The sequence below is a fragment of the Chryseobacterium sp. 3008163 genome (assembly GCF_003669035.1).
In the GTDB taxonomy this organism is placed as follows: domain Bacteria; phylum Bacteroidota; class Bacteroidia; order Flavobacteriales; family Weeksellaceae; genus Chryseobacterium.
This window is the reverse complement of the sequence record NZ_CP033070.1, coordinates 3,392,689-3,417,983: the sequence shown is the minus strand read 5'-3', so window position 1 is coordinate 3,417,983 and position 25,295 is coordinate 3,392,689. Positions and strand designations below refer to the sequence as shown.

19 protein-coding genes and 7 pseudogenes are annotated in these 25,295 nt (G+C 33.7%); 15 read left to right on the top strand and 11 right to left on the bottom strand.

Going from position 1 to position 25,295, the window contains the following annotated elements:
* The first annotated feature begins 85 nt into the window (after positions 1-85).
* The gene (secG, locus tag EAG08_RS15725) at positions 86-436 is read left to right on the top strand and encodes a preprotein translocase subunit SecG (RefSeq protein ID WP_129536257.1); all 351 of its coding nucleotides are present in this window, start codon (positions 86-88) and stop codon (positions 434-436) included.
* Between the two features lie 51 nt (positions 437-487).
* Here secG and EAG08_RS15720 read toward each other — a convergent pair whose 3' ends face one another.
* The 4 genes from EAG08_RS15720 to EAG08_RS15705 all read right to left on the bottom strand — a co-directional run bounded on the left by EAG08_RS15720 (position 488) and on the right by EAG08_RS15705 (position 2,543).
* The gene (locus EAG08_RS15720; protein WP_129536256.1) at positions 488-1,327 is read right to left on the bottom strand and encodes a glycosyltransferase family 2 protein; all 840 of its coding nucleotides are present in this window, start codon (positions 1,325-1,327) and stop codon (positions 488-490) included.
* Position 1,328: 1 nt separating this feature from the next.
* Positions 1,329-1,940 (bottom strand): recombination mediator RecR, encoded by a 612-nt coding sequence (gene recR / locus EAG08_RS15715; RefSeq protein ID WP_129536255.1) that lies wholly within the window; start codon positions 1,938-1,940, stop codon positions 1,329-1,331.
* Between the two features lie 91 nt (positions 1,941-2,031).
* Positions 2,032-2,331, bottom strand: coding sequence for a type II toxin-antitoxin system RelE/ParE family toxin (locus tag EAG08_RS15710; RefSeq protein ID WP_129536254.1), 300 nt, complete (start codon positions 2,329-2,331; stop codon positions 2,032-2,034).
* Positions 2,319-2,543, bottom strand: a complete 225-nt coding sequence (locus tag EAG08_RS15705) for a hypothetical protein (RefSeq protein ID WP_129536253.1) — start codon at positions 2,541-2,543, stop codon at positions 2,319-2,321. The genes EAG08_RS15710 and EAG08_RS15705 overlap by 13 nt, the downstream gene beginning before the upstream one ends.
* A gap of 172 nt (positions 2,544-2,715) precedes the next feature.
* Here EAG08_RS15705 and EAG08_RS15700 point away from each other — a divergent pair.
* The 8 genes and pseudogenes from EAG08_RS15700 (at position 2,716) to EAG08_RS22255 (ending at position 10,013) form a co-directional block, all read left to right on the top strand.
* Positions 2,716-3,317, top strand: a pseudogene (locus EAG08_RS15700) (hypothetical protein).
* A 38-nt stretch (positions 3,318-3,355) separates the two neighbouring features.
* Positions 3,356-4,855, top strand: coding sequence for a S41 family peptidase (locus EAG08_RS15695; RefSeq protein ID WP_129536252.1), 1,500 nt, complete (start codon positions 3,356-3,358; stop codon positions 4,853-4,855).
* A 65-nt stretch (positions 4,856-4,920) separates the two neighbouring features.
* Complete coding sequence (locus tag EAG08_RS15690; protein WP_129536251.1) at positions 4,921-5,412, top strand: hypothetical protein; 492 nt, start codon at positions 4,921-4,923, stop codon at positions 5,410-5,412.
* Positions 5,413-5,603: 191 nt separating this feature from the next.
* Positions 5,604-7,048: pseudogene (locus EAG08_RS15685) on the top strand (aminoacyl-histidine dipeptidase).
* A 188-nt stretch (positions 7,049-7,236) separates the two neighbouring features.
* A pseudogene (locus EAG08_RS15680) lies at positions 7,237-7,817 on the top strand (TIGR00730 family Rossman fold protein).
* 45 nt (positions 7,818-7,862) lie between these two features.
* Complete coding sequence (locus EAG08_RS22260) at positions 7,863-8,753, top strand: hypothetical protein (RefSeq protein ID WP_262696747.1); 891 nt, start codon at positions 7,863-7,865, stop codon at positions 8,751-8,753.
* Positions 8,651-9,037: a hypothetical protein gene (locus EAG08_RS22715; RefSeq protein ID WP_317126330.1), complete on the top strand. Its 387-nt coding sequence runs from the start codon at positions 8,651-8,653 to the stop codon at positions 9,035-9,037. The genes EAG08_RS22260 and EAG08_RS22715 overlap by 103 nt, the downstream gene beginning before the upstream one ends.
* 160 nt (positions 9,038-9,197) lie before the next feature.
* Positions 9,198-10,013 (top strand): prolyl oligopeptidase family serine peptidase, encoded by an 816-nt coding sequence (locus tag EAG08_RS22255; RefSeq protein WP_228446597.1) that lies wholly within the window; start codon positions 9,198-9,200, stop codon positions 10,011-10,013.
* A gap of 57 nt (positions 10,014-10,070) precedes the next feature.
* Here the strand turns inward: EAG08_RS22255 and EAG08_RS15670 are convergent, their stop codons facing one another.
* Together EAG08_RS15670 and EAG08_RS15665 are read right to left on the bottom strand one after the other, a co-directional pair.
* The gene (locus EAG08_RS15670; protein ID WP_129536250.1) at positions 10,071-10,400 is read right to left on the bottom strand and encodes a 2Fe-2S iron-sulfur cluster-binding protein; all 330 of its coding nucleotides are present in this window, start codon (positions 10,398-10,400) and stop codon (positions 10,071-10,073) included.
* Positions 10,401-10,489: 89 nt separating this feature from the next.
* A pseudogene (locus EAG08_RS15665) lies at positions 10,490-11,544 on the bottom strand (NAD(P)/FAD-dependent oxidoreductase).
* A 153-nt stretch (positions 11,545-11,697) separates the two neighbouring features.
* Here EAG08_RS15665 and EAG08_RS15660 point away from each other — a divergent pair.
* Positions 11,698-12,467, top strand: a pseudogene (locus tag EAG08_RS15660) (DUF3108 domain-containing protein).
* 821 nt (positions 12,468-13,288) lie between these two features.
* Here EAG08_RS15660 and EAG08_RS15655 read toward each other — a convergent pair.
* The 4 genes from EAG08_RS15655 to EAG08_RS15640 all read right to left on the bottom strand — a co-directional run bounded on the left by EAG08_RS15655 (position 13,289) and on the right by EAG08_RS15640 (position 17,542).
* The gene (locus EAG08_RS15655; protein WP_129536249.1) at positions 13,289-13,930 is read right to left on the bottom strand and encodes a response regulator transcription factor; all 642 of its coding nucleotides are present in this window, start codon (positions 13,928-13,930) and stop codon (positions 13,289-13,291) included.
* Entirely contained in the window at positions 13,927-15,531 is a 1,605-nt protein-coding gene (locus EAG08_RS15650) for a sensor histidine kinase (RefSeq protein ID WP_228446596.1), read from the bottom strand. The genes EAG08_RS15655 and EAG08_RS15650 overlap by 4 nt, the downstream gene beginning before the upstream one ends.
* A gap of 214 nt (positions 15,532-15,745) precedes the next feature.
* On the bottom strand, positions 15,746-16,573 hold the full coding sequence (gene pheS, locus EAG08_RS15645) for a phenylalanine--tRNA ligase subunit alpha (protein WP_410493267.1): 828 nt from the start codon (positions 16,571-16,573) through the stop codon (positions 15,746-15,748).
* 309 nt (positions 16,574-16,882) lie between these two features.
* On the bottom strand, positions 16,883-17,542 hold the full coding sequence (locus EAG08_RS15640; protein WP_129536247.1) for a YceI family protein: 660 nt from the start codon (positions 17,540-17,542) through the stop codon (positions 16,883-16,885).
* Between the two features lie 73 nt (positions 17,543-17,615).
* On the opposite strand from EAG08_RS15640, the pseudogene EAG08_RS15635 reads away from it, so the two are divergent.
* A pseudogene (locus tag EAG08_RS15635) lies at positions 17,616-18,550 on the top strand (sulfate/molybdate ABC transporter ATP-binding protein).
* 262 nt (positions 18,551-18,812) lie between these two features.
* Here the strand turns inward: EAG08_RS15635 and EAG08_RS15630 are convergent.
* Positions 18,813-19,157, bottom strand: a complete 345-nt coding sequence (locus EAG08_RS15630; protein WP_129536246.1) for a zinc ribbon domain-containing protein YjdM — start codon at positions 19,155-19,157, stop codon at positions 18,813-18,815.
* A 206-nt stretch (positions 19,158-19,363) separates the two neighbouring features.
* Here EAG08_RS15630 and EAG08_RS15625 point away from each other — a divergent pair.
* The 4 genes and pseudogenes from EAG08_RS15625 to EAG08_RS15610 all read left to right on the top strand — a co-directional run bounded on the left by EAG08_RS15625 (position 19,364) and on the right by EAG08_RS15610 (position 25,275).
* Positions 19,364-20,568, top strand: a pseudogene (locus EAG08_RS15625) (RsmB/NOP family class I SAM-dependent RNA methyltransferase).
* Between the two features lie 98 nt (positions 20,569-20,666).
* Positions 20,667-22,334 carry a GLPGLI family protein gene (locus EAG08_RS15620; RefSeq protein ID WP_129536245.1) on the top strand — a complete coding sequence of 556 codons (1,668 nt, stop codon included), beginning with the start codon at positions 20,667-20,669 and terminating at the stop codon, positions 22,332-22,334.
* 315 nt (positions 22,335-22,649) lie between these two features.
* Complete coding sequence (gene asnB / locus EAG08_RS15615) at positions 22,650-24,317, top strand: asparagine synthase B (RefSeq protein WP_129536244.1); 1,668 nt, start codon at positions 22,650-22,652, stop codon at positions 24,315-24,317.
* Positions 24,318-24,459: 142 nt separating this feature from the next.
* The gene (locus EAG08_RS15610) at positions 24,460-25,275 is read left to right on the top strand and encodes a hypothetical protein (RefSeq protein ID WP_129536243.1); all 816 of its coding nucleotides are present in this window, start codon (positions 24,460-24,462) and stop codon (positions 25,273-25,275) included.
* The last annotated feature ends 20 nt before the right edge of the window (positions 25,276-25,295 follow it).

The following is a 25,295-nucleotide window of genomic DNA, read 5'->3' as shown; positions in this document are numbered from 1 at the left end:
GCCGCTTTTTGTTTTAGTGAAATCTTTATTTTGCGGTTCTGTAAAAAAACATTAAATTTGCCCATTCAAAAAGATATTAGAATTAATGGATACTATATTTACACTATTGATGGTTCTTATTATGATTGCCAGCATTTTATTGGTAATCGTTGTTATGGCTCAAAACCCTAAAGGGGGCGGTCTTTCAAGTACATTCGGAGGTGCATCTTCTGCACAGTTCGGAGTACAAAGAACTAACGACTTTATGGAGAAGTCAACTTGGACTTTAGGAGCGGTGATTATCGTTCTTATTTTAATCAGCGTTGTTGTTACAGGGAAACCAAAACAAGCAGCACCGGTAATTCCAGCAGCTCCTACTAAAACTGAAGTACCGGCTAATAAAACAGCTCCAGCTTCTAAAACTACAGCTTCGGTAAGTACTCCGGCAACTAAATAAGAAATATTTTATTTAAGATAAAACAAAAGCAACTCAAATTGAGTTGCTTTTTTATTTGAGTTTAATGAGCTCTATTTTGTGTCTTAATTTTAATCCCGCTTTCAGAAATGAATATTGCAAAGGTTTGCTCTCTCTGTAATATTTATCAATGAAAATCTGCATAGCGCCGTAAAACCTTTCAAGATAAACCTCATCTTTTATTGTACTTTCACCTTTGTGATGAAGGATAGAAGCTTTTCCATAGTAATAGTTTTTAAATCCGTTTTTCAATAAAGTGTAACACAAATCAATGTCTTCGCCATACATGAAATACTTTTCATCAAGCCCTCCCACTCTTTCGTAAATTTCTTTTTTAACCAAAAAAAACGCTCCTGTGATCACTTCTACTTCAGCAATTTCAAATTCGTCAATATCATTTCGATAATATGATTTTGAACTTTTCTTTTTAAAACTGGTAAAAAGTTTTTCGAAAGAATTAAACATATCAGGAACCGAACGTTTGCTTTCCGGAAGAAAATTTCCATTTGCATCATGCATTCTCACACCCAAACATCCGAAATCAGTTTTAGAATCAGCGAAATTTAAAATTTCATTTAAATAAAAACCTTCCAGCTCAGTATCCGGATTTAAAATTAAAAGATATTCTCCTTCAGCAGTTTTGATTGCTTTATTATTCGCAACTGCAAAACCTTTATTTTTTTCAGAAGCAATAAATTTCACCTTTGGAAATTCGGGAATGAGGTCGCCCCACGAACTGTCGGTAGATTTGTTATCGATCACAATAACTTCATAATCGACATCTTTCGCATATTTTTCAATAGAAAGAAGACAGTTTCTCAGAAGCTGAGTCACATTATAATTAACGATAATGATTGAAAGTTTGTGAGTCATTTTAATCCTTTTCGTTATATGGAAGTCGGTTGATGATTGATCGTCCCAAAGAAATTTCGTCTGCATATTCCAATTCATCTCCTACGGAAATTCCTCTGGCAATACTAGAAAACTGAATGCCTGAATTTTTGAATTTTTTATAAATATAATAAGCGGTCGTATCACCTTCCATCGTAGCACTCAAAGCAAAAATAAATTCTTTAGCCTGACCTTGCTGCAATTTCTTTTCAATACTCGGAATATTCAGCTGATGAGGTCCTACGCCTTCCATTGGAGAGATTTTTCCTCCCAAAATGAGATATTTCCCTCTGTATTTTCCTGTATTTTCGATAGCTATAACATCGCGTACATCTTCTACTATGCAGATCAGTTCGTCACTGCGTTTTTCATTGCTGCAGATTTCGCAGATATCAAAATCTGAAAAGTTGTGACATTCTTTACAGTATTTAATTTCATTCACCAAATTGATGATTGAAGTTCCTAAACTTGTCGCTCTGGAATTAGGTTGTTTAAGTAAATGAAGCGCAAGACGCAAGGCGGTTTTCTTCCCAATACCCGGAAGTCCGGAAATTTCCTCAACCGCTTTTGCCAATACTTTACTTGGATAATCCATAAGACAAAAATAAGCAAAAAGATCATGAATAAAAAGCTGAAAAAGAGGAATGAATAATGAATTTTAATAAAGAAAGATTTTAAAATTCGATCTATAATTTTAGATCATCCGGATTCATTTTATTACCCCAAAAAGAAATAATTTCTAAAGTATCATAAGTAATTCTATAATAGAGAGAAAAATTATGGAGTATTAAAACACGCCTAACTTTATCATTTGTATTTTCAACGATCAACCCAATGAACGGATTAATTATTAAAAGAGATTCTGTATTTATTATTTCTTCAATAATTTTTTCAGAATATGAAGTTGACTGATTATGATCAATCCAAAATTCTAAAGTTTTGAAATATTGTTCCTGTGCTTCGGAAGTCCATTTTACTTTGAGCATAAATTCTTTGCTTTCTTATGCACATCTTCACTTGACAACAAATCACCTTTGTTTGATTGATCTAAACCAATCTTAATAGAATCCATTTCAGCTTTAGATACACTTACTCTTTGGTCTGCATCTGTACTTTCAAAAGGAACTTTCATTTTTTTCAATAGACTTTCAAGGAAAGATTGTTCCTCAAAAGAGCTGGTGTGAATTAATATTGCCATGATCTTTAATTAAATTATAATGTAAAGATAAAAAATATACCAATTACAAAAAAATTTTCATCTATTACCAAATAATTTAAATAAAACTTCAAATCTTTGAAATTTAAACTAAAAAATTCTTGTCAAACCATTATCTTTGATCATCAAAATATTAAACAGAAAAATAAACTAAATGGTACTTAACAACCTCAACTATCCGCTCGATTTTAAATTTAAAATCACAACTCTTGCCAGCGATTTCAACATCACAGATAAAAACGGAAGCTCTGTCGCTTACGTACGTCAAAAAATGTTTAAACTGAAAGAAGACGTTATCGTTTTCAATGACGAAAGCAAAACCAAAGAGCTTTTCAGAATTCAGGCTAATCAGTGGATTGATTTTAATGCGTCATATTCGATCAAAGATACCATTGGGAAAAACTTCGGAAGATTGGCCAGAAAAGGAATGCGTTCTATCTGGAAGTCTTCTTACAATGTTTTAGACGAAGCGGATCAGCAAAAATTTACCATTACAGAAGATAATGCTTGGGTTAAATTCTTCGATGGGATGGTTGGAGAAATCCCTATCATTGGAATGTTTACCGGATATTTCCTTAATCCATCTTATACCGTAAAAGGCATGGACGGAAAAGAATATTTTAAGCTAAAAAAATGCCGTCGATGTTCGGAAGAAGATTTCAGCTTGATAGAGTGGTTGATATTGATGACGAAGACGAAAGTTTAGTGGTTTTATCATTATTGATGATGGTACTACTTGAAAGAGCAAGGGGATAGATAGCTGAGGATAATGAATTTTCTCAATAAAGATTTTAATGAAAAAGAAATTATTTTTCTCAATACTTTTAAGCTTATTAACAATAATCTCAAAGGCTCAAGGTAAAAATTTATCAAAACTACAGATTCGTCAGGACTTAGAATTTCTTGGGAAAATATTGAATGACAAATCTTCTTATGTTTATTTAAATGGTTATAACATCAATGAGAATTTTGAAAATTACCAACAAAACTTAAAAGACATAACAAGACTTGAAGATTTTGGATTATTTTTAGCTCAAGCAGTCGGAAAAATCGGTGACAGGCACGCTTCTGTAAGAGATTATGACATTAAAGATTCGCTTTTCTTACCATTTATATATGCTCCAGAAGGCAATAATGTTCTGGTGTTAAACAGAAATAACGATAAGAAATTAGAATTATTAAATTCGAAATTTCCTTATCTAAAAAAGATTGATGAAGTATCAGTCGATAATTTCCTTCAAAAAATACTTCCTGAAGAATTTACAGCTCCGAGGAAAACATATTTCACAAGAGCAGTTCGAAAACTCCGAGATATCCAAAAAGTATACAATGTTCTGAACAAGCCATTACCTGCAGAAATCAAATTAACGCTTTCAGATAGACTACTTAAAAACGATACGGTTTTAGTCGTTTCTCCGGTTAACAATGCAAAAAGGTCGATTTATTGGGATGATGAATTTGAAAGAAAGTATACATTAGTTAAGGATGAAGATTATAATAAAGAAGAAATTGTAAGCCAACTTTTTGATATAAAAGACCAGATTGGATACATTCACATTCCTTCAATGGTTAGTAAAGATGATGCACCAGCTCTATTTGAAAAAATCAATTCTTTTATGAAATCTATACAAAACAATAGCAAAGCTTTGATTATAGATGTAAGAAGCAACGGTGGTGGAACTCGTGATGTAACTTATGAATTGGCAAAATATTTTGTTCATCCCGATTCTATTTATGTCATTAATGCAACCAAACAAAGAGCTCAAATTCCGATATCAAAAGAATACAGTGAAAGTTTACACAGCAGAAGTCTATTTTCCTTCTCCGAATTAGATAAAAACGAACAGAAAAGTGTTAAACATTTTTTGAAAACATTTAAACCGATGTATGAGTTAGATAACAAAAAATACAGCGAATATTATTTTGGTTTATTAAATGGCAAGAAAATAGCTAATCAATCATTTTATTACAACAGACCTGTTTATATTTTAGCAAACGAAAAAAGTTTTAGTGCTGCATCTGTGTTTGTTGCGGTTTTTAAAAACATTCCGAATATAAAAATCGTAGGAACAACAACAGATGGATCAAGTGGGAATAGCGAAAGATTTGAATTACCAAACTCACAAATACGTATAAAAATAAGTACAATGGTTTCGTTCCAAAAAGATGGTAAAATTTTAGATGGTTTCGGTACAGAACCTGACATCGCAATTGAAAGAAACCTCAATCAGATTCTTTGGAAATCAGACACACAGCTTGAAAAATTACGAAATTTGATATTGAGCAAAAATTAAGTAATCCAGAGTGGCAATTTAGAAAAATGTAAAAAATAAAACCTTTATAATTAAAAATTTAACCGATGAAATATCTTATCATGTTCTTTTCAGCATTTTTATTAGTTGCCTGTAAAAAGGAAAAAGAAACCGTTTCAAATTCGACACCTAAAGATTCTTTGAACATTGTTCAGGATTCTGCGAAAACAGATGCTAAACCTGCCAATATTTTGGTGGATATATTTCCTTTTCCTAAAGAAATCAAAGAATGTTCTTGCTACTTTGCAAGAAATAAAGCAGATTTTGAAAACGAAAAATACATTTACGCTGACGATGCAGGAAAAACCGCTTACATGAAACTCGATGGAAAAAGAATCGCTATGAATTTGATTTCCTCAAGCGATATGGAAGCAGATGAAGAACTAACCAAAGAAATTGAAAATGAGAACTATAAAATCTCTGTGAAAGGTAAAAAGATAAAACACGAAGAGGTTTTACTGTTTGAAGGTACTTTAACGATTGAAAAACCTGACGGAAGCATTACAACAATGCCAATCTATGGCGAATGCGGATGCTAAAGCAATAAGCAATAAGCAATAAGCAATAAGCAATAAGCAATAAGCAAAAATACTGCTCCTGAATTTCGGGAGCATTTTTTATTTCATATGTATTTTTATTTTTTTATTTGTCATATGCAATCGCCGAGTTTTAGTTGGTATTTTCGTTTCTAAATCATAGCGATTTCGTAATTTTGATAAAAATAAATTTTATGGAACTATCAAACATAGAACCGCAGATTATCTGGAAGAATTTTTCCAAATTGAATGCTGTTCCGAGACCGTCAAAAAAGAAGAAAAAGTAATCGCTTTCATTAAAGAATTTGGTGAAAATTTAGGTTTAGAAACTACGGTCGATGAAGTAGGAAACGTCATTATTAAAAAACCTGCTACTCCTGGAATGGAAAACCGTAAATCAATCGTGATGCAGTCGCATCTGGATATGGTTTGCCAAAAAAACAACGATGTAAATTTCGATTTTGAAACTCAAGGAATCCAAATGGAAGTTGACGGAGACTGGGTAAAAGCGAAAGGAACAACTTTAGGTGCTGATAATGGCTTGGGCGTAGCAACCATCATGTCGGTTCTTGAAAGTTCAGACATTCCGCATCCTGATTTGGAAGCGCTTTTCACAATCGATGAAGAAACGGGAATGACCGGAGCTTTAGGTTTAAAACCCGGACAATTGACGGGCCAAATCCTTTTAAATCTAGACACAGAAGAAGATGACGAAATCGACATCGGATGCGCAGGTGGAATTGATGTAACGGTAAGTCAAAGCTATCCTATAAATGCTTCTAACGGGCAAATTGTAAGAATCGAAGTGAAAGGCTTGCAAGGTGGACACTCAGGAATGGATATCCACAAAGGTTTCGGAAATGCCAATATCATTTTGGGGAGAATCCTTTATAAAGCTTTGGAAAATCAAAACGTTCAGTTGGTTTCTATCGACGGCGGAAGTTTGAGAAATGCAATCCCTAGAGAGGCTGTTGCTTTGATTTCCGTGAGAAATTCAGGAGAATTTATTGAGAACGTGGCCAACGGAATTAAAAAAGAAATTCTAGAAGAATTTGCTTCCATCGAGGCAGGTCTTCAAATTAATATTGAAAATTCTACAAGTTCTGATAAAGCGCTTTCTCAGGAAGATTCAAAGAAAATTATTTTGGTTTTAAAGTCGCTTCACAACGGCGTTTACAGAATGAGTCCGGATGTGCAGGATTTGGTGGAATCATCAAACAATGTAGCTAGAGTTGAATTGAAGGAAGGTGGTTTGAAAATTTTGAATCTTTCAAGATCATCTGTTGATTCATCTAAAGATTCTGTTGCTGAACAATTAAAATCAGTTTCAGAATTAGCAGGAATGAAGGTAGAATTCAGCGGATCTTATCCCGGATGGAAACCAAAACCGGGCTCTGAAATCGTTCAGATGATGGAAAAAATCTACACTGAAAAATTTGCAGAAAAACCTCACGTTGTCGCTTGTCATGCAGGTTTAGAATGTGGAATCATCGGTGCTAATTACCCAGAAATGGAAATGGTAAGTTACGGACCAACCATTAGAGGAGCCCATTCTCCTGATGAAAAGGCAAATATTTCTTCAACACAGAAATTTTGGAGTTTTACGAAGGATATTTTAGCGAATATTCCTTTGAAATAAAGATAATTTAATCAAATTGAAATATCCAAAGTCTTTTGATTTTGGATATTTTTTATTTAAACCACTAAGGCGATTTAAGAAGTTAAGATATATTAAGTTTGCTTCGATTTAAATTGAAAAATTAAAAATCAAATGATTATTCTTAACTTCAATTTAAATTTTTTAAAATTTTATTAGCGAAAAAAATTATGAAAAGTATCACCGTATTCTGCGGATCGAGTTTCGGTTCGGATGAAAAATATAAAGAGCAGGCAACTTTGCTCGGAAAGACTTTAGCGAACCAAAACATCCAACTTATTTATGGCGGTGCCAATGTGGGATTGATGGGAGCAGTCGCTGACGGAGTGTTACAGGAAGGCGGAAAAGTAATCGGCGTTCTTCCTCATTTTTTACAGTCAAAAGAAATTGCGCACACCCATCTTACCGAATTAATTTTGGTAGAAAGCATGCACGAAAGAAAAACCAAAATGAATGACCTTTGCGATGGCGTCATTGCACTTCCCGGCGGATTTGGAACTCTGGAAGAATTATTTGAAATGATTACTTGGGCACAGCTTGGACTTCACAAAAAACCAATTGCCATTTTGAATATTGATGGATTTTATGATGATTTAATCAAATTAGTTCAGACGATGGTTGATAAAGGATTTTAAAACAGATAAATCAGGAAATGCTTTTGGTGAGCAACAGTATTGATGAACTTTTAGAAAAAATGAAAAATTATCAAGCCCCAACAGTTGGAAAATGGATTTCGAAGGAGGAAGTTTAGTACATTTGCTAATATCATTGTCACACACCAACAAGAAATATAACTATGAAAAACATTATTCTGTCGGCAAGTTTATTTGCAAGTCATTTGTTTTTGGCACAATATAATTATCCAAAAACTCCTGAAAATTCTGTTGTTGACGATTATTTCGGGACTAAAATCACAGATAATTATAGATGGCTGGAAGATATCAAAAATCCAGAGGTAGAAAAATGGTTCAAATCTCAATCAGATTTTAGCCATAGCGTGATTAATAAAATTCCGCATAGTGAAGATCTTTATAAACGCATGAAGGAGGTACAGGAAATGAATGGCGATTCTTTTGATGCGATATTAGAGAGACAAAACACTTATTTTTATACCAAAACCAAAAAGGGTGAAAATCTCTCGAAACTCTATTCAAGAGATTTTTCTACAGGAAAAGAAACATTGATTTTTGATCCCGAAACTCTTGGTAAAAACACACAAATCACCAATTTCATAGTTGATTCTAAAGCTAAGAAAATTGCTTTTTTATTATCAAAATCAGGGGGCGAAATTTGTGATTTAAGAATTTTAGATCTCCCGACGAAAAAATTTCTGAATGATAAAATTGGCCCTATCTGGAGCGAATTTGCATTTGAATTTACACCAGATGACAAAGCTATCATTTATACCAAAATGAGCACGGCAGATCCGAACAGCAATATGCTTTTAAAAGATATGAAAGCAATGTTACATATTATTGGAACCGACACAAAAACGGATAAAATATTAGCATCAAGAGAAAATTATCCCGAATTGAATGCTTTAACGGAACAATTTACAAGCATTTCTTTTACTGATGATTATAAATATCTTGTTTTAAGATTAAGCTCTGTAAAATCAGAAAGCCCAATTTTCGTTGCATCTTATTCGGAATTAAAAATAAAAAAATCAAGTGGAGACAGATTGTAAAGCCTTCAGATGACATTACTGATGTATTTATTTCAGGTGACAAACTGTTTCTTCTTACTCATAAAGATGCTCCTAATTACAAAATTACTCTAACAAGCTTATCAAATCCTGATTTTAACAATGCAAAAGTGGTTGTTCCTGAGAGTAAAGATGGCGTAATTATCAGTATCCATAATTCTAAAAATTATCTTTATTATTCATTAGGAAACGGTATCATCAGAGATAAATATCAGGTAAACATCAATACACTTACCGGAAAAAAGTTGATTTCCCGACTGGAGTAAATAGTTCGTTATCACTTAACCAACGTGAAAATGATAACATTTTTTGTAATAACGTTAATTGGCTGACTCCATTAACGACCTATGAATACAATCCTGAAAAGGAAATCCGGTAAAAAGTAAGTTTCTGAATTCTGAAACCAATTATCCTGATTATAATACATTGTATACCGTAAAAGAAGTTGAAATAAAAAGCCACGATGGCGTAATGGTTCCGCTTTCTATTATTTATCCTAAAAACATAAAAATGGATGGTAGTAATCCAGCTTATATAACAGGTTATGGTGGTTATGGATTTTCTTATGAACCCCGTTTTTCGACAAGACTTTCCGTTTTATTAGAACAAGGAGTTATTCTTGCCATTGCTCACGTAAGAGGTGGTGGCGAAAAGGGTGAAAAATGGCACGAATCAGGAATGAAAGCTACAAAACCCAATACCTGGAAAGACTTTATTGCTTGTTCGGAATATCTGGTTAATCAAAAATATACTTCTCCTTCAAAATTAATCGGAAATGGTGTAAGTGCAGGTGGAATTCTTATTGGAAGAGCAATTACTGAAAGACCTGATCTTTTTGCAGTGGCAATTGCCGAAGTAGGCATGACCAATACATTACGATCTGAAACTACAGCAAACGGACCTAATCAAATTCCGGAAATTGGATCTATTAAAAATGAAGAAGACACAAAACATTTAATTGAAATGGACGCTCAAAGTAAGGTGAAAAAAGGTGGAAAATATCCTGCTGTAATTATACGTGTAGGTATGAACGATTCCAGAGTTGTTCCTTGGATGCCGGGTAAATTTGCAGGAATTTTACAAAATAATTCAGCTTCAGGAAAACCTACATTATTGTATGCAAACTATGATAATGGGCATTTTACAAGTGATTTTGATGTTGTTTTTAAAGAATATGCAGATATTTATTCATTTGCATTATGGCAAGTGGGACATCCGAATTTTCAACCTTCTAAAGATTAAAAAATTGATATAAACAAAAACTCCTGAAGAAAATCTTCAGGAGTTTTTTATTTTAATCTAAGGATAAGGAGCAATCTGTACTTCAAGACCCTCCATTTCCATCGCCATGTGCAGCTGGCAACCCAATCTGCTGTTGGGCTCTACATGGAATGCTTCGCCAAGCATGGCATCTTCTTCATCACCCATCGGCTCAAGTCCTGGATCCTTGATTACATACACCTGACATGAGGCACACATTGCCATTCCTCCGCAAACTCCGATGGTTCCTTCTTCTGCCAATTCGTAAGAACGGATGATCTCCATCAAATTCATCGACATATCAGTAGGAGCCACGATATCGTGAGTCAATCCTTCCCTGTCAGTGATTCTTATATTTATATCGTTCATTTTAATTAATGTTGTTAGTTGATGGTTAATAGTTGATGGTTTCCAGAAATGTGTAATTAGCAACCGAAAACTAAAACCTAAAAACCAAATTAATCTATTTTCTTAACAACCGCTTTCTCAGCTTCTTTACGGCTACCATCAAACCCATCTACTCCACTTACCGTTGTATATTTCAAGACGAATTTTTACCCGGATTTAATCTGTTGTAAACACTCTGACACATTAAAGTTGCCTCGTGGAAACCACAAAGAATCAACTTCAATTTCCCGGGATACGTGTTGATATCACCAATTGCGTAGATTCCTTCTATATTGGTTTGGTAATCTAAGGCATTGTTGACTACGATGGCATTTTTCTCGATATTCAGTCCCCACTGAGCAATTTCTCCCAACTTTGGAGTCAGCCCGAATAATGGAATGAAATAATCTGTTTCAATATCTACCGGTTCTTCTCCGTCTCTTACAACAGTGATCGCTTCTACTTTCCCGTCACCTTTAATGGCCGTAACTTCTGCTGGAGTAATTAATTTAATTTTACCCTGATTCTTTAAGTCCTGAACTTTTTCTACCGAATCTAAAGCTCCACGGAATTCGTTTCTTCTGTGAATCAACGTTACTTCACTTGCTACATTGGATAAGAAAACGCTCCAGTCTAAGGCAGAATCTCCACCTCCTGCAATTACTACTTTTTTATTTCTGAAATGTTCAGGTTCTTTTACGAAATATTCCAGACCTTTTTCTTCGTAGTCTGCCACATTATCCATTGTAGGTTTTCTTGGTTCGAAAGTTCCTAAACCTCCTGCAATTGCGATAGCTTTACATCTGTGAACAGTTCCTTTGTTGGTTACTACTTCAAACCATTCATCGTCTACTTTAGTATAAGAAATTGCTGTTTCTCCCAAAGTGAATCCAGGCTGGAATTGTTTGATCTGCTCCATTAAATTATCTACCAACTCACCAGCATTTACAGACGGATAACCCGGAATATCAAAAATCGGTTTCTTAGGATACAACTCTGCCAATTGCCCTCCCGGCTGAGGAAGTGCATCGATGATGTGGCATTTCATTTTAAGCAAACCTGCTTCAAATACAGCAAAAAGTCCGGTTGGTCCCGCTCCGATAATTAATATATCTGTAGTAATCATAATATGATGATAATTTAATTGTAAGTAACTGCAAATTTACTAATTTTAATGCGAAGCATATTTAATCGAACTTAAATAAAAAACTGAGATTTATCAAATCTCGTACTTAAGAAACTGAAATTTATTTGGCAGTATTTTTGTAAAATTTATAACATGAAGAATTTTTTTAATATTATAGCAATATTTGCTTTCTTTTTCAGCTATTCTCAAATCACTAATATTTCGAATGGCGAATCGATTACATTGCGAATTCATTATGGGTTTTTAAATGCAGGAAGTGCTAATTTATCCGCACGCACCACCAATTTCCAGGGAGCACAACATCTTTATGTAAGAGGAACAGGACAAACCACAGGTGCTGTAAAAGCTTTCTTTAAAGTGGAAGATATCTATGAAAGTTATATCAACATGGCAACAGAACTGCCCACTTATTATGTAAGAAATGTGAAGGAAGGAAGTTACTCTCAGCATTTGCAGACTGTTTTCAATCATGATAATCAAACGTTGCTCTTAACAGATAAGAAAAATCCGGCTAATGGAGTGAAAACAATAAAATCGGTAAAAGGTGTGCAAGATATGCTTTCATGTTTTTATTTTTGAGAAGTAAAACTCCTGCAGAACTCAAAACCGGAACTATTTTTAATATGAATGTTTGGATTGATGACGAGATGTTTCCTTTTCAGTTAAAGGTTGTAGGAACAGAAAATTTAAAGACAAAATTCGGAACAATCAATGCGCTGAAAATTATTCCGTCTGTAAAAAGCGGAAGAGTTTTTAAAGAAAAAGAAGGTGTGACGATGTGGGTTTCTAACGATAACAATCACATTCCTTTACTCTTGAAAGCGGAATTAGCTGTGGGATCATTGAAAGCAAGTATTGATGATTACAAGAACGTGAAATATCCTCTGAAGTTTTCTAAGTAACAATTTAAAAAAATAAACCAAAGCAAAAATATTGCTTTGGCATTTTCCTGTATCGGTAACAAAACTTTGTAGCTTGTAATTATACTAAGGATTCATCATTTGTGTTTAGAAACTTTTTCTCAATTTGTGTTTTATTTTTTTAGTATCTCATACAGAGCCTTTCGACCCTGCATGGTGATACTTTATTCTTCATCATTTGTGTTACTTGATATAAAATTATCATTTGCGGCTTCTAAGCCATCATGAATTTGTGTTTCATTTTTTAGTATCTCACACAGAGCCTTTCGACCCTGCATGGTGATACTTTATTTTTCATCATTTGTGTTACTTGATATAAAATCATCATTTGCGGCTTCTAAGCCATCATAAATTTGTGTTTCATTTTTTAGTATCTCACACAGAGCCTTTCGACCCTGCATGGTGATACTTTATTCTTCATCATTTGTGTTACTTGATATAAGATCATCATTTGCGGCTTCTAAGCCATCATGAATTTGTGTTTCATTTTTTAGTATCTCATACAGAGCCTTTTCGGCTCTGCACTTTGATACTTTTTTTCATCACTTGTGTTTCGATCTGAAGTTTGAAATCATCATTTGTGTTTTTGAACCAAACCTCACATTATTTTTCGGATATGATTATATAATCGATTATCTTGATACAAAAGTACCAACATATTGAAATACAATTAGCATAAATAGCTTAGATATACATCGATGAGCTTGTAGATATTTATCTACAAAAAACAGAATCTGTGATGATTCTGTTGATAATTTATCGTAAAAATGAGTGGCAAGTAGTAAGTGAAATCTTAAAAATTATCATTTATTTTTGATCAATTCAATAAGCTCAACAATATTTTCAATTTCCAGCTTTTCAAAAATTCTCTTTTTGATGGTGCTGATGGTATTTTGTTTTACATCTAATTTATTAGCAATTTCAAGATTGCCAAAACCTTCGGCATACAATTCTGCAATCTGAAATTCTCTTTCCGTTAAGCGTGACAATGGGTTTGCTCCTTTTGGATTGCGCAAAGAATTCAACAATAAACTTTGCGTTACCGGAGAAATATATTCCCCGTACTGCAACATTTTTTGCAACGCATTTTCTATCTCATCCTCTTCACTCATTTTGCCAAGAAACCCATTAGCACCTGCGTTGATGTATTTTAATGACTGCGTGCTTTCGTCAATTCCTGTAAAAATCAGAATCTTAATTTCTGGTCTTATCTTTTTTATCTCTGGTAAAATAGTAAGACTGTTTCCATCAGGAAAATGAGCATCGATGATTGCGATATCAATTTCATTATTTTTTACCGATTCCAAAGCCTGCTGAAGATTAGATGCCTGAAAAATCTTGCTGTCTGGTGAAATATCTTCTATCACAAACAAAAGCCCCTGCCTAATCAGGCTATGATCGTCTGCAAGCAAAAAAGTGATTGGCTCTCGATCTGGTTGACTCATTGATTCAGTTTTAAATTAATAACAAAAGACACCGTCGTTCCTTCATTTTGCTCGCTGGTTACAGAAATATTTCCATCATACAATTCTACAATTTCTTTACATAAACTCAGTCCCAAACCTGCTCCGAGGTTTTCTACCTCATTAGACAATACACCTTGATAATAAGGTTCAAATATTTTTTCTAAATCAGATTTTGAAATTCCTGCGCCAGTGTCGCTTATCTTTGTGGTTAAAGTAACTGTTTTTTCATCTGTTTTTTCTGCGGAAGTATCAACACTGATTTGCCCGTTCTCTGTAAACTTATTGGCATTCCCCAGAATATTCATAAAAACCTGATTGATTTTAGTATTATCAGAAAAAACGACAATATTCGGATCAATATTTTCCTGAACAATAAACTTATTATTTCTGGTTTCTATATAAGGTTCAATCGAAGTTAAGATTGATGTAATTTCATTTTTAAGATTAAAAACAACAGGAATCAGTTTATTTTCAACGTGCTGATTTTTGGTATATTCTAAAATCTGATTGGCCTGCATCAGTAAAGTGTTATTGGTAAAGCTTATTGACTTTAAATATTCTTTAATGCTTTCGTCAGTTGTTTTTTTATTGATTCTGTTGATGAAAATTCCAATAATTTTCAAAGGAGATCTCAATTCATGACTGAGCATCCCTAAAATCCTGTTTTTAAAATTCAGGTTTTCACTGATTTGTTTATTGGCAGCATTCAATTTTCTTTCATATATAAAAGCAATTCTTGTAAAATACATGATTAAGATGGAGACGATGAACATCAAAACCATTAATCCCAATACCAGATATTTTCTGATTTTGTTGCTTTCAGAATTTTGGTGGGCATATTCTTTTTCTAAATCTGCTTTAGAATCTTTCACAGCAAACTCATAAATATTCATCAACTCATTGCTGTAGACCAATAGAGAGTTGAACGTAGAAAAGAATTTATTGCTTTCAATTTTGCTCTTATCTTTATTTTTGCCCATCTTCACACGAATCATCTGCACCTCTTTTGTATAATGATTATTGATGGAATTTACAATACTATCAAACTCATTTTTCACTGTGGGAACATCTAAAATTTTTCCACCTTTCACTGTCACCACCACACTGTCTTTTCGTACATTTTCTTTTCCGGCAATGGCATCTCCCAAACGACCAAAGAGCCCCTTCTTTTTTACAGTATCTGAGTACGTTTTTGTTTGCACCTCAAATTTATCAAAATTGTAATCAAATTTATATTTCGTAAGTTTTGGTAACTCATCAGGGATTCTAGTATTAGAACTAGTAGAAAATTTGTAAGTAGAATCTACAAGCTTTTTCAAATTTTTTGTTTTGCCAGCCTCTTTTTGATGTGATGCTAAAATGTTTTTTAATCGTGGATTCTGATATTTGAAATGATTGATGCTGTCTAAATTTTTGGTAAGCTTGTTGACAGAGTTGAAGTAAGATTCCAAAAACTGCTTATCCTCACTCATCACATATTTCTGGAAAAAATCCTGAGCATTGATCAATTCTTTTCTGGAGTCGTCGGTCAAATTCTCCAATACGTGAACTTCCTTTAACTGATTTTCAATAAAAGTCAAGTTTTTTCTATTGATAAATTCGTTATAAAAAAATCCAGCTATGATACACTGTATTAGCAAAATGCAAAAAATAAGAGAATATTGCACAACTTTTCTCAATCTGAAACTCATTGATTTTCTAATCATTCTCGTGTGTAATTATCGTATAAATTTAATAAAAAATCCTGTAAAAACTTAATTTACAGGATTTGAATTTATTTTAATTATAAATTGATTATAATGACTTAAATTGTTCTAGTGTTCTAATGTCGTTTTCGAAGAACATCCTGATGTCGCTCATTTGGTAAAGAAGCATTGTAATTCTTTCAATACCCATTCCGAAAGCATAACCGGAATATTTTTCAGAATCGATATTTACGTTTTTCAAAACTGCAGGATCTACCATTCCGCAACCCATAATTTCTAACCACCCCGTTCCTTTTGTGATTCTGTAATCTGTTTCAGAGTTTAATCCCCAATACACATCAATCTCTGCACTTGGCTCTGTAAAAGGAAAATACGAAGGTCTCATTCTGATTTTTGACTTACCGAAAAGTTCTGTAGTAAAAAACTGAATCGTTTGTTTTAAATCTGCAAAACTCACTTTCTCATCAATATATAAACCTTCAATTTGATGGAAAATACAATGCGAACGTGAAGAAACTGCCTCATTTCTAAACACTCTTCCCGGAGATAATATTCTGATCGGCGGCTGATTTTCTTCCATGTAACGAATCTGAACCGATGATGTATGCGTTCTCAACAAAATATCAGGATTCTGCTCGATGAAAAAAGTATCCTGCATATCTCTCGCCGGATGATATTCTGGTAAGTTTAATGCCGTGAAGTTGTGCCAGTCGTCTTCAATTTCAGGTCCGTCTGCTACAGCAAAACCGATCGATTTAAAAATATCGATAATTCTGTTCTTAACGATATTAATCGGATGTCTTGAACCCAATTCTAAAGGAAAAGCAGGTCTTGTAAGGTCTTCTTTTTCGAGAATTATAGAAGACTCAGAAGATGCTTTAAAATCTTCCAACTTGGCAGCCACAGCTTGCTTCAAAGAATTGATTTTTTGTCCAAAATCTTTTTTCTGGTCATTCGGAATTGTTTTTAATGATTCATAAAAATCATTTAAAACTCCTTTTTACCATTATACTTGATTCTGAAGTTCTCAATCTCATCTTTGGATGTTGCGCTGAAGCCGTTTACTTCGATTAGTAATTCTTCTATCTTTTCTGTCATTGTTTTAACCCTTTCAAAAATGTATCTGCAAAAATAAGGTTTTCCAATTAAAAAAGTTTTGAATTTATCATAAAAAAACTGTCTTTTTACAGAGACAGTTTTATTTGGTTTATTTAGTATTAAATAATTATTTCTTTTCTAAGGCTTTCACATTAATCTGAAGGCTTACCTCATCTTTAATCACGCCATTCTCAGCAGGACTTTGAAATTTCACCCCAAATTCTTCCCTCATAATATCCTTCGGCTCTGTCGCAATGCTTACAACACCTTCGTTTATCGAAACATTTGCTTTAAACTGAACAGGTTTAGAAATACCTTTTATCGTTAAATTACCATCTAAAAGCGTATTGTAATCACCTTCTGCAGACGGAGTTACTTTAGTTATTTCGTAAGAAGATGTTGGGAATTTTTCTGTTTCGAAAAAATCTCCGCTCTTCAAATGACTATTTAATTTATTTAATTGTTCTGCATCATCTTTTAAATCAACAGAAGTCAGAGAATTCATATCTGCTACGAATTTTCCGCTTTCAAGTTTTCCATCTTTTACCGTAACGTCACCACTTTCAAAAGTAATCGTCCCGAAATGACTGGTATTTTCAGATTTAAAAACCTTATAACCCTTCCACTCTACCCTACTATTCAAAGTATCTAGCACATATTGATTACCATCTTTTGTTGTCGTAACTTCAGTCCCTTCACTTGTCACAGGTTTTTCCTTCTGACATGAAACAAAAACGGCTGATGCAAAAATCGCGGGAACTGCCAAGGAGAATAATTTTCTATGCATGATTATAAATTTTAAGTCACTGCAAAATTACTAAAAATATGCTAGTGTTTTCTAAAAACCGTATTTTTGCCTAATGCTATTAGTGATAAACAATTTATATTTTTCGCATACTTCAGAAAAGCCTCTGTTCCAAAACTTTAACCTAAAATTAGGGGAAGGAAAAATAATTGCGTTGGCAGGCGAAAGCGGTTGCGGAAAATCTACATTATTAAGTCTTATTTATGGACTTCTCAATTGGGAGCAAGGAGAAATTATATTTGAAGGCACAAAATTGATGGGTCCAAAAGGAAATCTCGTTCCCGGAGAAGCTGAAATGAAGTTTGTAGCGCAGAATTTTGACTTGATGCCCTATGCGACCGTGGCTGATAATGTGGGGAAGTTTCTTTCTAATATCAATTTAGCAAAAAAAAAGAAACGGTCTATGAACTTTTAGAGGTTGTAGGATTGGTAGAATATGCCAATGTGTTACCTAAAAATTTAAGTGGCGGACAACAACAAAGGGTTGCCATCGCAAGAGCACTTTCAGTTTTACCTAAATTACTTTTACTAGACGAACCATTCAGTCATCTCGATTATGCAAGAAAAATTGAACTTCGCGAAAAGCTTTTCAGATATGTAAAAGAAAAAAATATTTCGCTAATTATTTCTACTCACGAATTGCAGGACATTATTCCGTGGCTTGACCAGATTGTTATTTTGGAAAATGGTCGACTCATACAGAGTGACCATCCGGAAGAAACCTACAAAAACCCTTATAACACTTACGTTGCGAAACTTTTCGGAGAAGTCAACATTTTTACAGAATTTGAAATGAACGATTTTGGAATTTCAAATTTTGCGTATTATCCTCAACAGATACAAATTTCAGAAAATGGTTTTGATACAGAAGTTATAGAAAGCAGATTCGCCGGAAATCATTACTGGAATAAAATTATTTCAAAAAATAAAGAACTCATTATCCAGACCAACGAAAAAATCAACGGTTCTCTGAAAATTTCATTTAAATAATTAACACTTTTTTAGCACCCTTAATGTTAGTTTGTGGATAAATTAAACAAATTTATCTATCTGATTTTCAATATTATTAATACATTTGAATCAGCAACAACATAAGGAAACTTTTGGTTCAATTTTCTTCCGCCAAATAGACTGAAATTAGCTTTCTCCTGCAATGAAGTCTTGGAAGTTTACACTGTCCAATCTTCTCCTTTTTTTATGCAAAAAAATGCGTCCAAATCAGAACGCATTATATATTATAAAAGAAATATTCTTAAGCCTTTTTCACAAATTCAGATTTCAAAGCCATCGAACCAAAACCATCAATCTTACAATCAATATTATGGTCGCTGTCTGGTCTTAAACGGATATTCTTCACTTTAGTTCCTGCTTTTACTGGTTTCGGAGCACCTTTTACCGGCAAATCTTTTACAACTACCACAGAATCTCCGTCTTGCAACTCATTGCCATTAGCGTCTAAAATTTTTCCTGAATTGTCATTTTCTACAGCCGTTTCTTTAGGATTCCATTCGTAAAAACACTGAGAGCAAACCATCAAATCATCCTGCTCATAAGTAAACTCCGAACTACATTTCGGGCAAATAACTACGTCACTCATATTTTTAAATTTTTGCAAAGGTAATTTTTTTGAATTACAAGTTTCAAATTGAAATTTAAGTAAAAAGAATTTCATTTTATAAAAGATGAATTGAATGAATCCTGAAATTAAATTCAAAAATCCACACTAATATAACTCATATCTATAAACTCCTAACTCTCAACTTAAATTCGTATTTTTGCAAGTTCAAACAGCATACTGCAATAATGGAATTAATACACAGAAACTTGGCCATCGGAATTCACGATGCTTTACAAGAAACTTTTTTGAGAAAAATAAATACGCCGATAAAGTAATCGAAAGACTTTTAAAGGCTCACAGAAAGTGGGGAAGCCAAGACAGAGCAGTTGTTTCTGAGATTTTCTACAACATCATCCGTTGGAAAAGACGCCTTGAATATTACATGGGTGAAAGTGTAAAACCTAACAATGTTTATAAATTAATTGTTGCTTACTGTCTTTATAGTAAAACCAATTACAAAAGATTTGAAGAATTTGAAGGTATCAAAATCGCTGACATCACAACCAAACTAAAAAAAGGTACCGTTCCTACAAAGTCTATCGAATATTCAATTCCTGAATGGTTGGCTGAAACTTTGGAAAAAGAATTAGGTCCAATTTGGGAAAAAGAGATGAAAGCTTTGAACGAACAAGCACCTACCGTTTTAAGAGCAAATTCATTGAAAACTTCAGCAAAAGAATTGATTTCAGATCTTGCAGTTGAAAATGTAGTGGCTTACACGGTAAAAAACTATCCCGATGCAGTACAATTAGAAGAAAAAAAGAACGTTTTTCTTACCACTGCTTTCAAAGACGGATTGTTTGAAGTTCAGGATGCAACGTCTCAAAAAATCGGATATTTTCTTGATGTAAAAGAAGGTCAGAGAGTGGTTGACGTTTGCGCCGGAGCAGGCGGAAAAACCCTTCACTTAGCCGCATTGATGGGCAATAAAGGACAGATCATCGCTCTAGATATTTACGAATGGAAATTAGCTGAATTGAAGCGTCGTGCAAAAAGAGCCGGAGCTCACAACATCGAAACCCGTATGATTTCTGACAACAAAGTGATCAAACGTCTTCACGAAACTGCCGACAGATTGTTGATTGATGCACCTTGTTCTGGTTTGGGAGTTTTAAAAAGAAACCCGGACAGCAAGTGGAAAATTGATCAGGCTTTCATTGACAGAATTAAGAAAGAACAGCAGCAAATCATTCAGGATTATTCTAAAATCCTTAAAAAAGGCGGAAAAATGGTGTATGCTACATGCTCTATTCTTCCTTCAGAAAACAACGAACAAGTTGCTGAATTTTTGAAAAACAATCCTGATTACAAATTAATCAAGGACGAAAAAATAATGCCTAGCCAAGGCTACGACGGATTCTATATGGCTTTGATCGAAAGATTGGCGTAAAATTATTTAAAATACAATATATAAACTACTCTATTTTTTGGAGTAGTTTTTTTATTATCTAAATCAAATATTATCTTTGTAAAAACCATCAAGACATCATGATCAGACCAATATTACTCAGTTTTCTCACATTCTTCCTATCTGTTTTAAATTTCGCCCAGACTTACGAAATTCAATATGAAAGTTCTTACAACGGAAAAGTTCAGCCTAACCAAAATCCTACAATCGTTTGGGTCAGCGAAAATGAAAATTATATTTTAAACTCTAAAACTAAGGAACAGAAAAACGACTATCCTTTTGAAATTAACAAAATTGAAAAACCTTCTAATACGATTGTATCTTACGGATTTTTAAAGCCTGGAGATATAATTTCTACTTCTGATTCACAGTCAATTGCCAAGCAAAGTTTTGAATTCACAGATAAAACCAAGAAAATTTTAGGCTATAACTGTAAACAGGCAGTTATCAAAATCAATTCAAATACGATTGAAGTTTGGTACACGAATGATCTGAAACTAAAAGGAGGACCTTCAAGTCTTGGACAAAATTTAGGTTTAGTTTTAGAAATCGAACGAAACGGAAACTCTGCAACGACTGCAACTTCTCTGAAAAAAATCAAAAAATCAGGAATTGAAAATATAATCAATAAACCTATTACTACGACAGACCTTTTAAGCTACAAAGATTTACTCTGGAAAAGCAGATTTACCACATTGAAGGTTTTTGAAAATGAAATTATCAATTTCTCAGATCAGTCAAAATCAGATGAAAACATTAAAAGATTTGCTAATGGAACGATTATTTTAAAGAAAATCAAACTTCCAAAAATTTCTCAGGGTGAAAATATTTTTGCAGAATTAAAACAGCAATCCAACGGTGATGCTTACGACAGAACAGGAACCGTATTTTTTATTCCGGAAGATAAATCGCAATCTTTTTTTGACGGATTGGAAAAAGGAGTAAAAACACTTCCTGTATATGAAAACGGAAACGGGAAACAGTATTTTGGGATCATTTCAAACGAAAATTATCAGCCAACTGTCGAACTGATGAGATTTTTTACCGCTTTCGGAATCAATAAGTTTAATAATTTAGAATTAAAAGATAAAACGTGGCAAACGATTAGTCCGTTTCGACAGGACATTACTGAACTGAAACCTGCTCTTTCTGAAAAAGAAATCTGGGTAGGAACTTTCATCGGAAATTACGATAAAGGCGGTCACAAAGTAAGTTTAGACATTACCATTCACAAAAGTGATCAGATGGTCAACAAAAACAACAAAGTAATTCCGCTTTTTAACACGACCAATATTATGGAAATGGCGGGACAGAATTATGCGACGATGTTTAATAATGACAAAGGTTTATTTGTAGAATTTACTTTGGAAAAAGATTTAAAAGATGCGCAATTAAGATACATCACAACAGGTCACGGCGGCTGGGAAAATGGCGACGAATTTATTCCTAAAACCAATTCTATTTATTTAGATGGAAAAATGACTTTCTCATTTTTCCCATGGAGAACAGATTGTGGATCTTATCGTTTGTACAATCCTGCTTCGGGAAATTTTCCTGACGGACTTTCTTCTTCAGACCTCAGCCGATCAAATTGGTGTCCGGGAACGATTACCAATCCTAACTACATTCAGCTTGGAAATTTAAAAGCTGGAAAACACACTATTCAGGTGAAAATTTCTCAGGGAGAACCCGAAGGAACAAGTTTCAGCGCATGGAATATTTCGGGTGCTTTATTAGGAGTTGAGTAAAAACAAAACCTCCTTGCAATATTATTACAAGGAGGTAAAAACACAAATGATGAAAAAAAATTATTTCGAGCCACAAAGTAATGGAAAATAATTGAATAATTAATTATCATACATCAAGATTTTATAACTTTTTTTGACTTAAAAATAATTCTTCATTATCTCACAGAAAAAAATCAAGTTCAGACAGACAAATCCAGTCTTAAAAATTAATTTTTAAAATAAAATCATTTAATTAATTAAAAATATTAACTTTATGTAAACTTTTGTTTTAAAATTTATATACTATTCTTAATTTCGCTTCTAAATAAAAATAACATGTGTGGAATTGTATGCTTGTTTGACGCCAAACAGCCAACTGAAATATTAAGGCCTCAGGTCTTGGAAATGTCTAAAAAAATTCGTCATCGAGGTCCAGACTGGAGCGGTGTTTTTCAAAATGAGAAAGTTTTATTTTCTCATGAAAGATTAGCTATTGTTGACCCAACTTCAGGAAAGCAGCCTTTGTTTTCTAAAGACGGCAAACTGGTTTTAGCTGTAAATGGTGAAATTTACAATCATAGAGAACTTAAACAAGAATTTCCAGACTACGAGTTTCAAACTCAATCTGACTGCGAAGTAATTCTGGCATTGTATGAAAAATACGGAAAAGATTTTATCGAAAAACTTAACGGAATTTTTGCTTTTGCATTGTACGATATTGAAAAAAACATCTATCTGATTGCCCGTGACCACATGGGAATCTGCCCGCTCTATCAAGGTTGGGACAAAAACGGAAACTATTACATCGCTTCTGAACTGAAAGCTTTGGAAGGCGTTTGTAAAAAAATCGATACCTTTCTTCCGGGACATTATGTGTACAGCGTTGAAGGAAGCGAATCTCAGCAATGGTACAAGAGAGATTGGGAAGATTTTGATGCTGTAAAAGATAACGTTACAGATATTCAGGCAATCAGAAAAGGATTGGAAGATGCAGTTCACAGACAGTTGATGAGCGATGTACCTTATGGAGTTTTACTTTCTGGAGGTTTAGATTCATCCATCATTTCTGCAGTTACTGCAAAATACGCAAGACAGAGAGTTGAAAGTGGGGACACTCAAGAAGCGTGGTACCCGAGATTACACAGTTTTGCAGTCGGATTGGTCGGTTCTCCGGATTTAGCAGCGGCGAAAAAAGCTGCTGAACATATCGGATCTGTTCACCATGAAGTTAATTTTACCGTTCAGGAAGGTTTAGATGCCATTCGGGATGTGATTTATCATTTGGAAACTTATGATGTGACAACCATCAGAGCTTCAACGCCGATGTATCTTTTGGCAAGAGTGATTAAATCGATGGGAATTAAAATGGTTCTTTCCGGTGAAGGTGCAGATGAATTGTTTGGTGGATATCTGTATTTCCACAAAGCTCCGAATGCTAAAGAATTCCATGATGAAACGGTAAGAAAATTAGGGAAACTTCACCTGTATGATTGTTTGAGAGCCAATAAAGCCCTGATGAGCTGGGGAATTGAAGGCAGAGTTCCGTTTTTGGATAAAGAATTTATGGACATTGCGATGAACGTAAATCCTCAGGATAAGATGATTAACAAAGAAGAAGGAAAAATCGAAAAATGGGTTTTGAGAAAAGCTTTTGAAGATCTTTTGCCTGAATCTATTGCGTGGAGACAAAAAGAACAATTCTCAGACGGCGTAGGATATTCATGGATTGACACCTTGAAAGAGATTGCAGAAAAACATGTAACTGATGAAATGATGGCGAATGCAAAATTCAGATTTCCATTAAATACTCCTCAAAATAAAGAAGAATACCGCTACCGAACAATTTTCGAAGAGCATTTTCCAAGCGAAACGGCAGCGGCGACTGTTCCGTCAGTACCATCAGTAGCTTGTTCAACTCCGATTGCTTTAGAATGGGATGAAGCATTTAAAAAAATGAACGACCCAAGCGGAAGAGCAGTGAAAGTACACGAAACCTCTTATTAAAATCAATAAATTTATCAATCCTGTATTCGTACAGGATTTTTTCTTGAATAAAATCAATAATATTTGCATAATTTAACTAAGTATTAAACTTATTATCTAATAAATAATTATATTTGAAAAATCAAAAAATCTTTGCTGTAAAATGAAAAGAAACATTACTATTTTATTTGCTTTACTATCTGTAAGCTTCGCTTTTGGACAAGGTAAATATGGAAAATATCTTAATTCTAAAAAACTGGCTCTTACCTATAAAAGTGTAAAACCTGTTGATAAAGATGATTACTATCAGCAATATTACTGGTTGGTAAAAGCTGAACAGCTGAAAACCTTCCCTCACCTTGCGGATATCAAGCCTGTAGTTCTTTATAACTTTGTGAAAAAGGTAAATCCTCAAAACCCAACAAAGAAATTGGATGACAGAGGCAAGGAGCTAAGAAAAACAGCAGAATTATCATTAGATCAGTATTTCAAAAACAAAAACTTCCAAAACAATCAAGTTTTATTGCTCAATTTGGAGACGTATGTTGACCCTTCTCAAGGTGAATATTTCACTAAAGTGGATGCGGAAAAAATCAAAGAATTGGTACCAAAAGAATTTTTCGGTTTTGCTTCATTAAACAAAAAGACGATGGAAGAAACCATCTATTATCTTTGGGTTGACAAGAAAAAAGACGAATTTAAAATTGTAGACATTGTTCCTAATGAAAAAGAAGACAAAAAGTTCTATGCTTCTTTGAAACAGTATTTACCAAAGTACAAATTCAACAGAAAATATATGCCGACTGTAAAAAAAGGAAGCAAAGCTGATAAAACAGACAAAGATTTCTTCTACATCATGCCATTTGAGCAAAACGTAGACAACATCGAATACAAAACAGATGATTTTGAAACTTTCACACTAAGCCAAGTTAAAAGAGAAGGTGAAGCGTGGATAGGAGTAGAAAAGCCTAAAAAATAAACCCAAAAGTCCTGTGATTT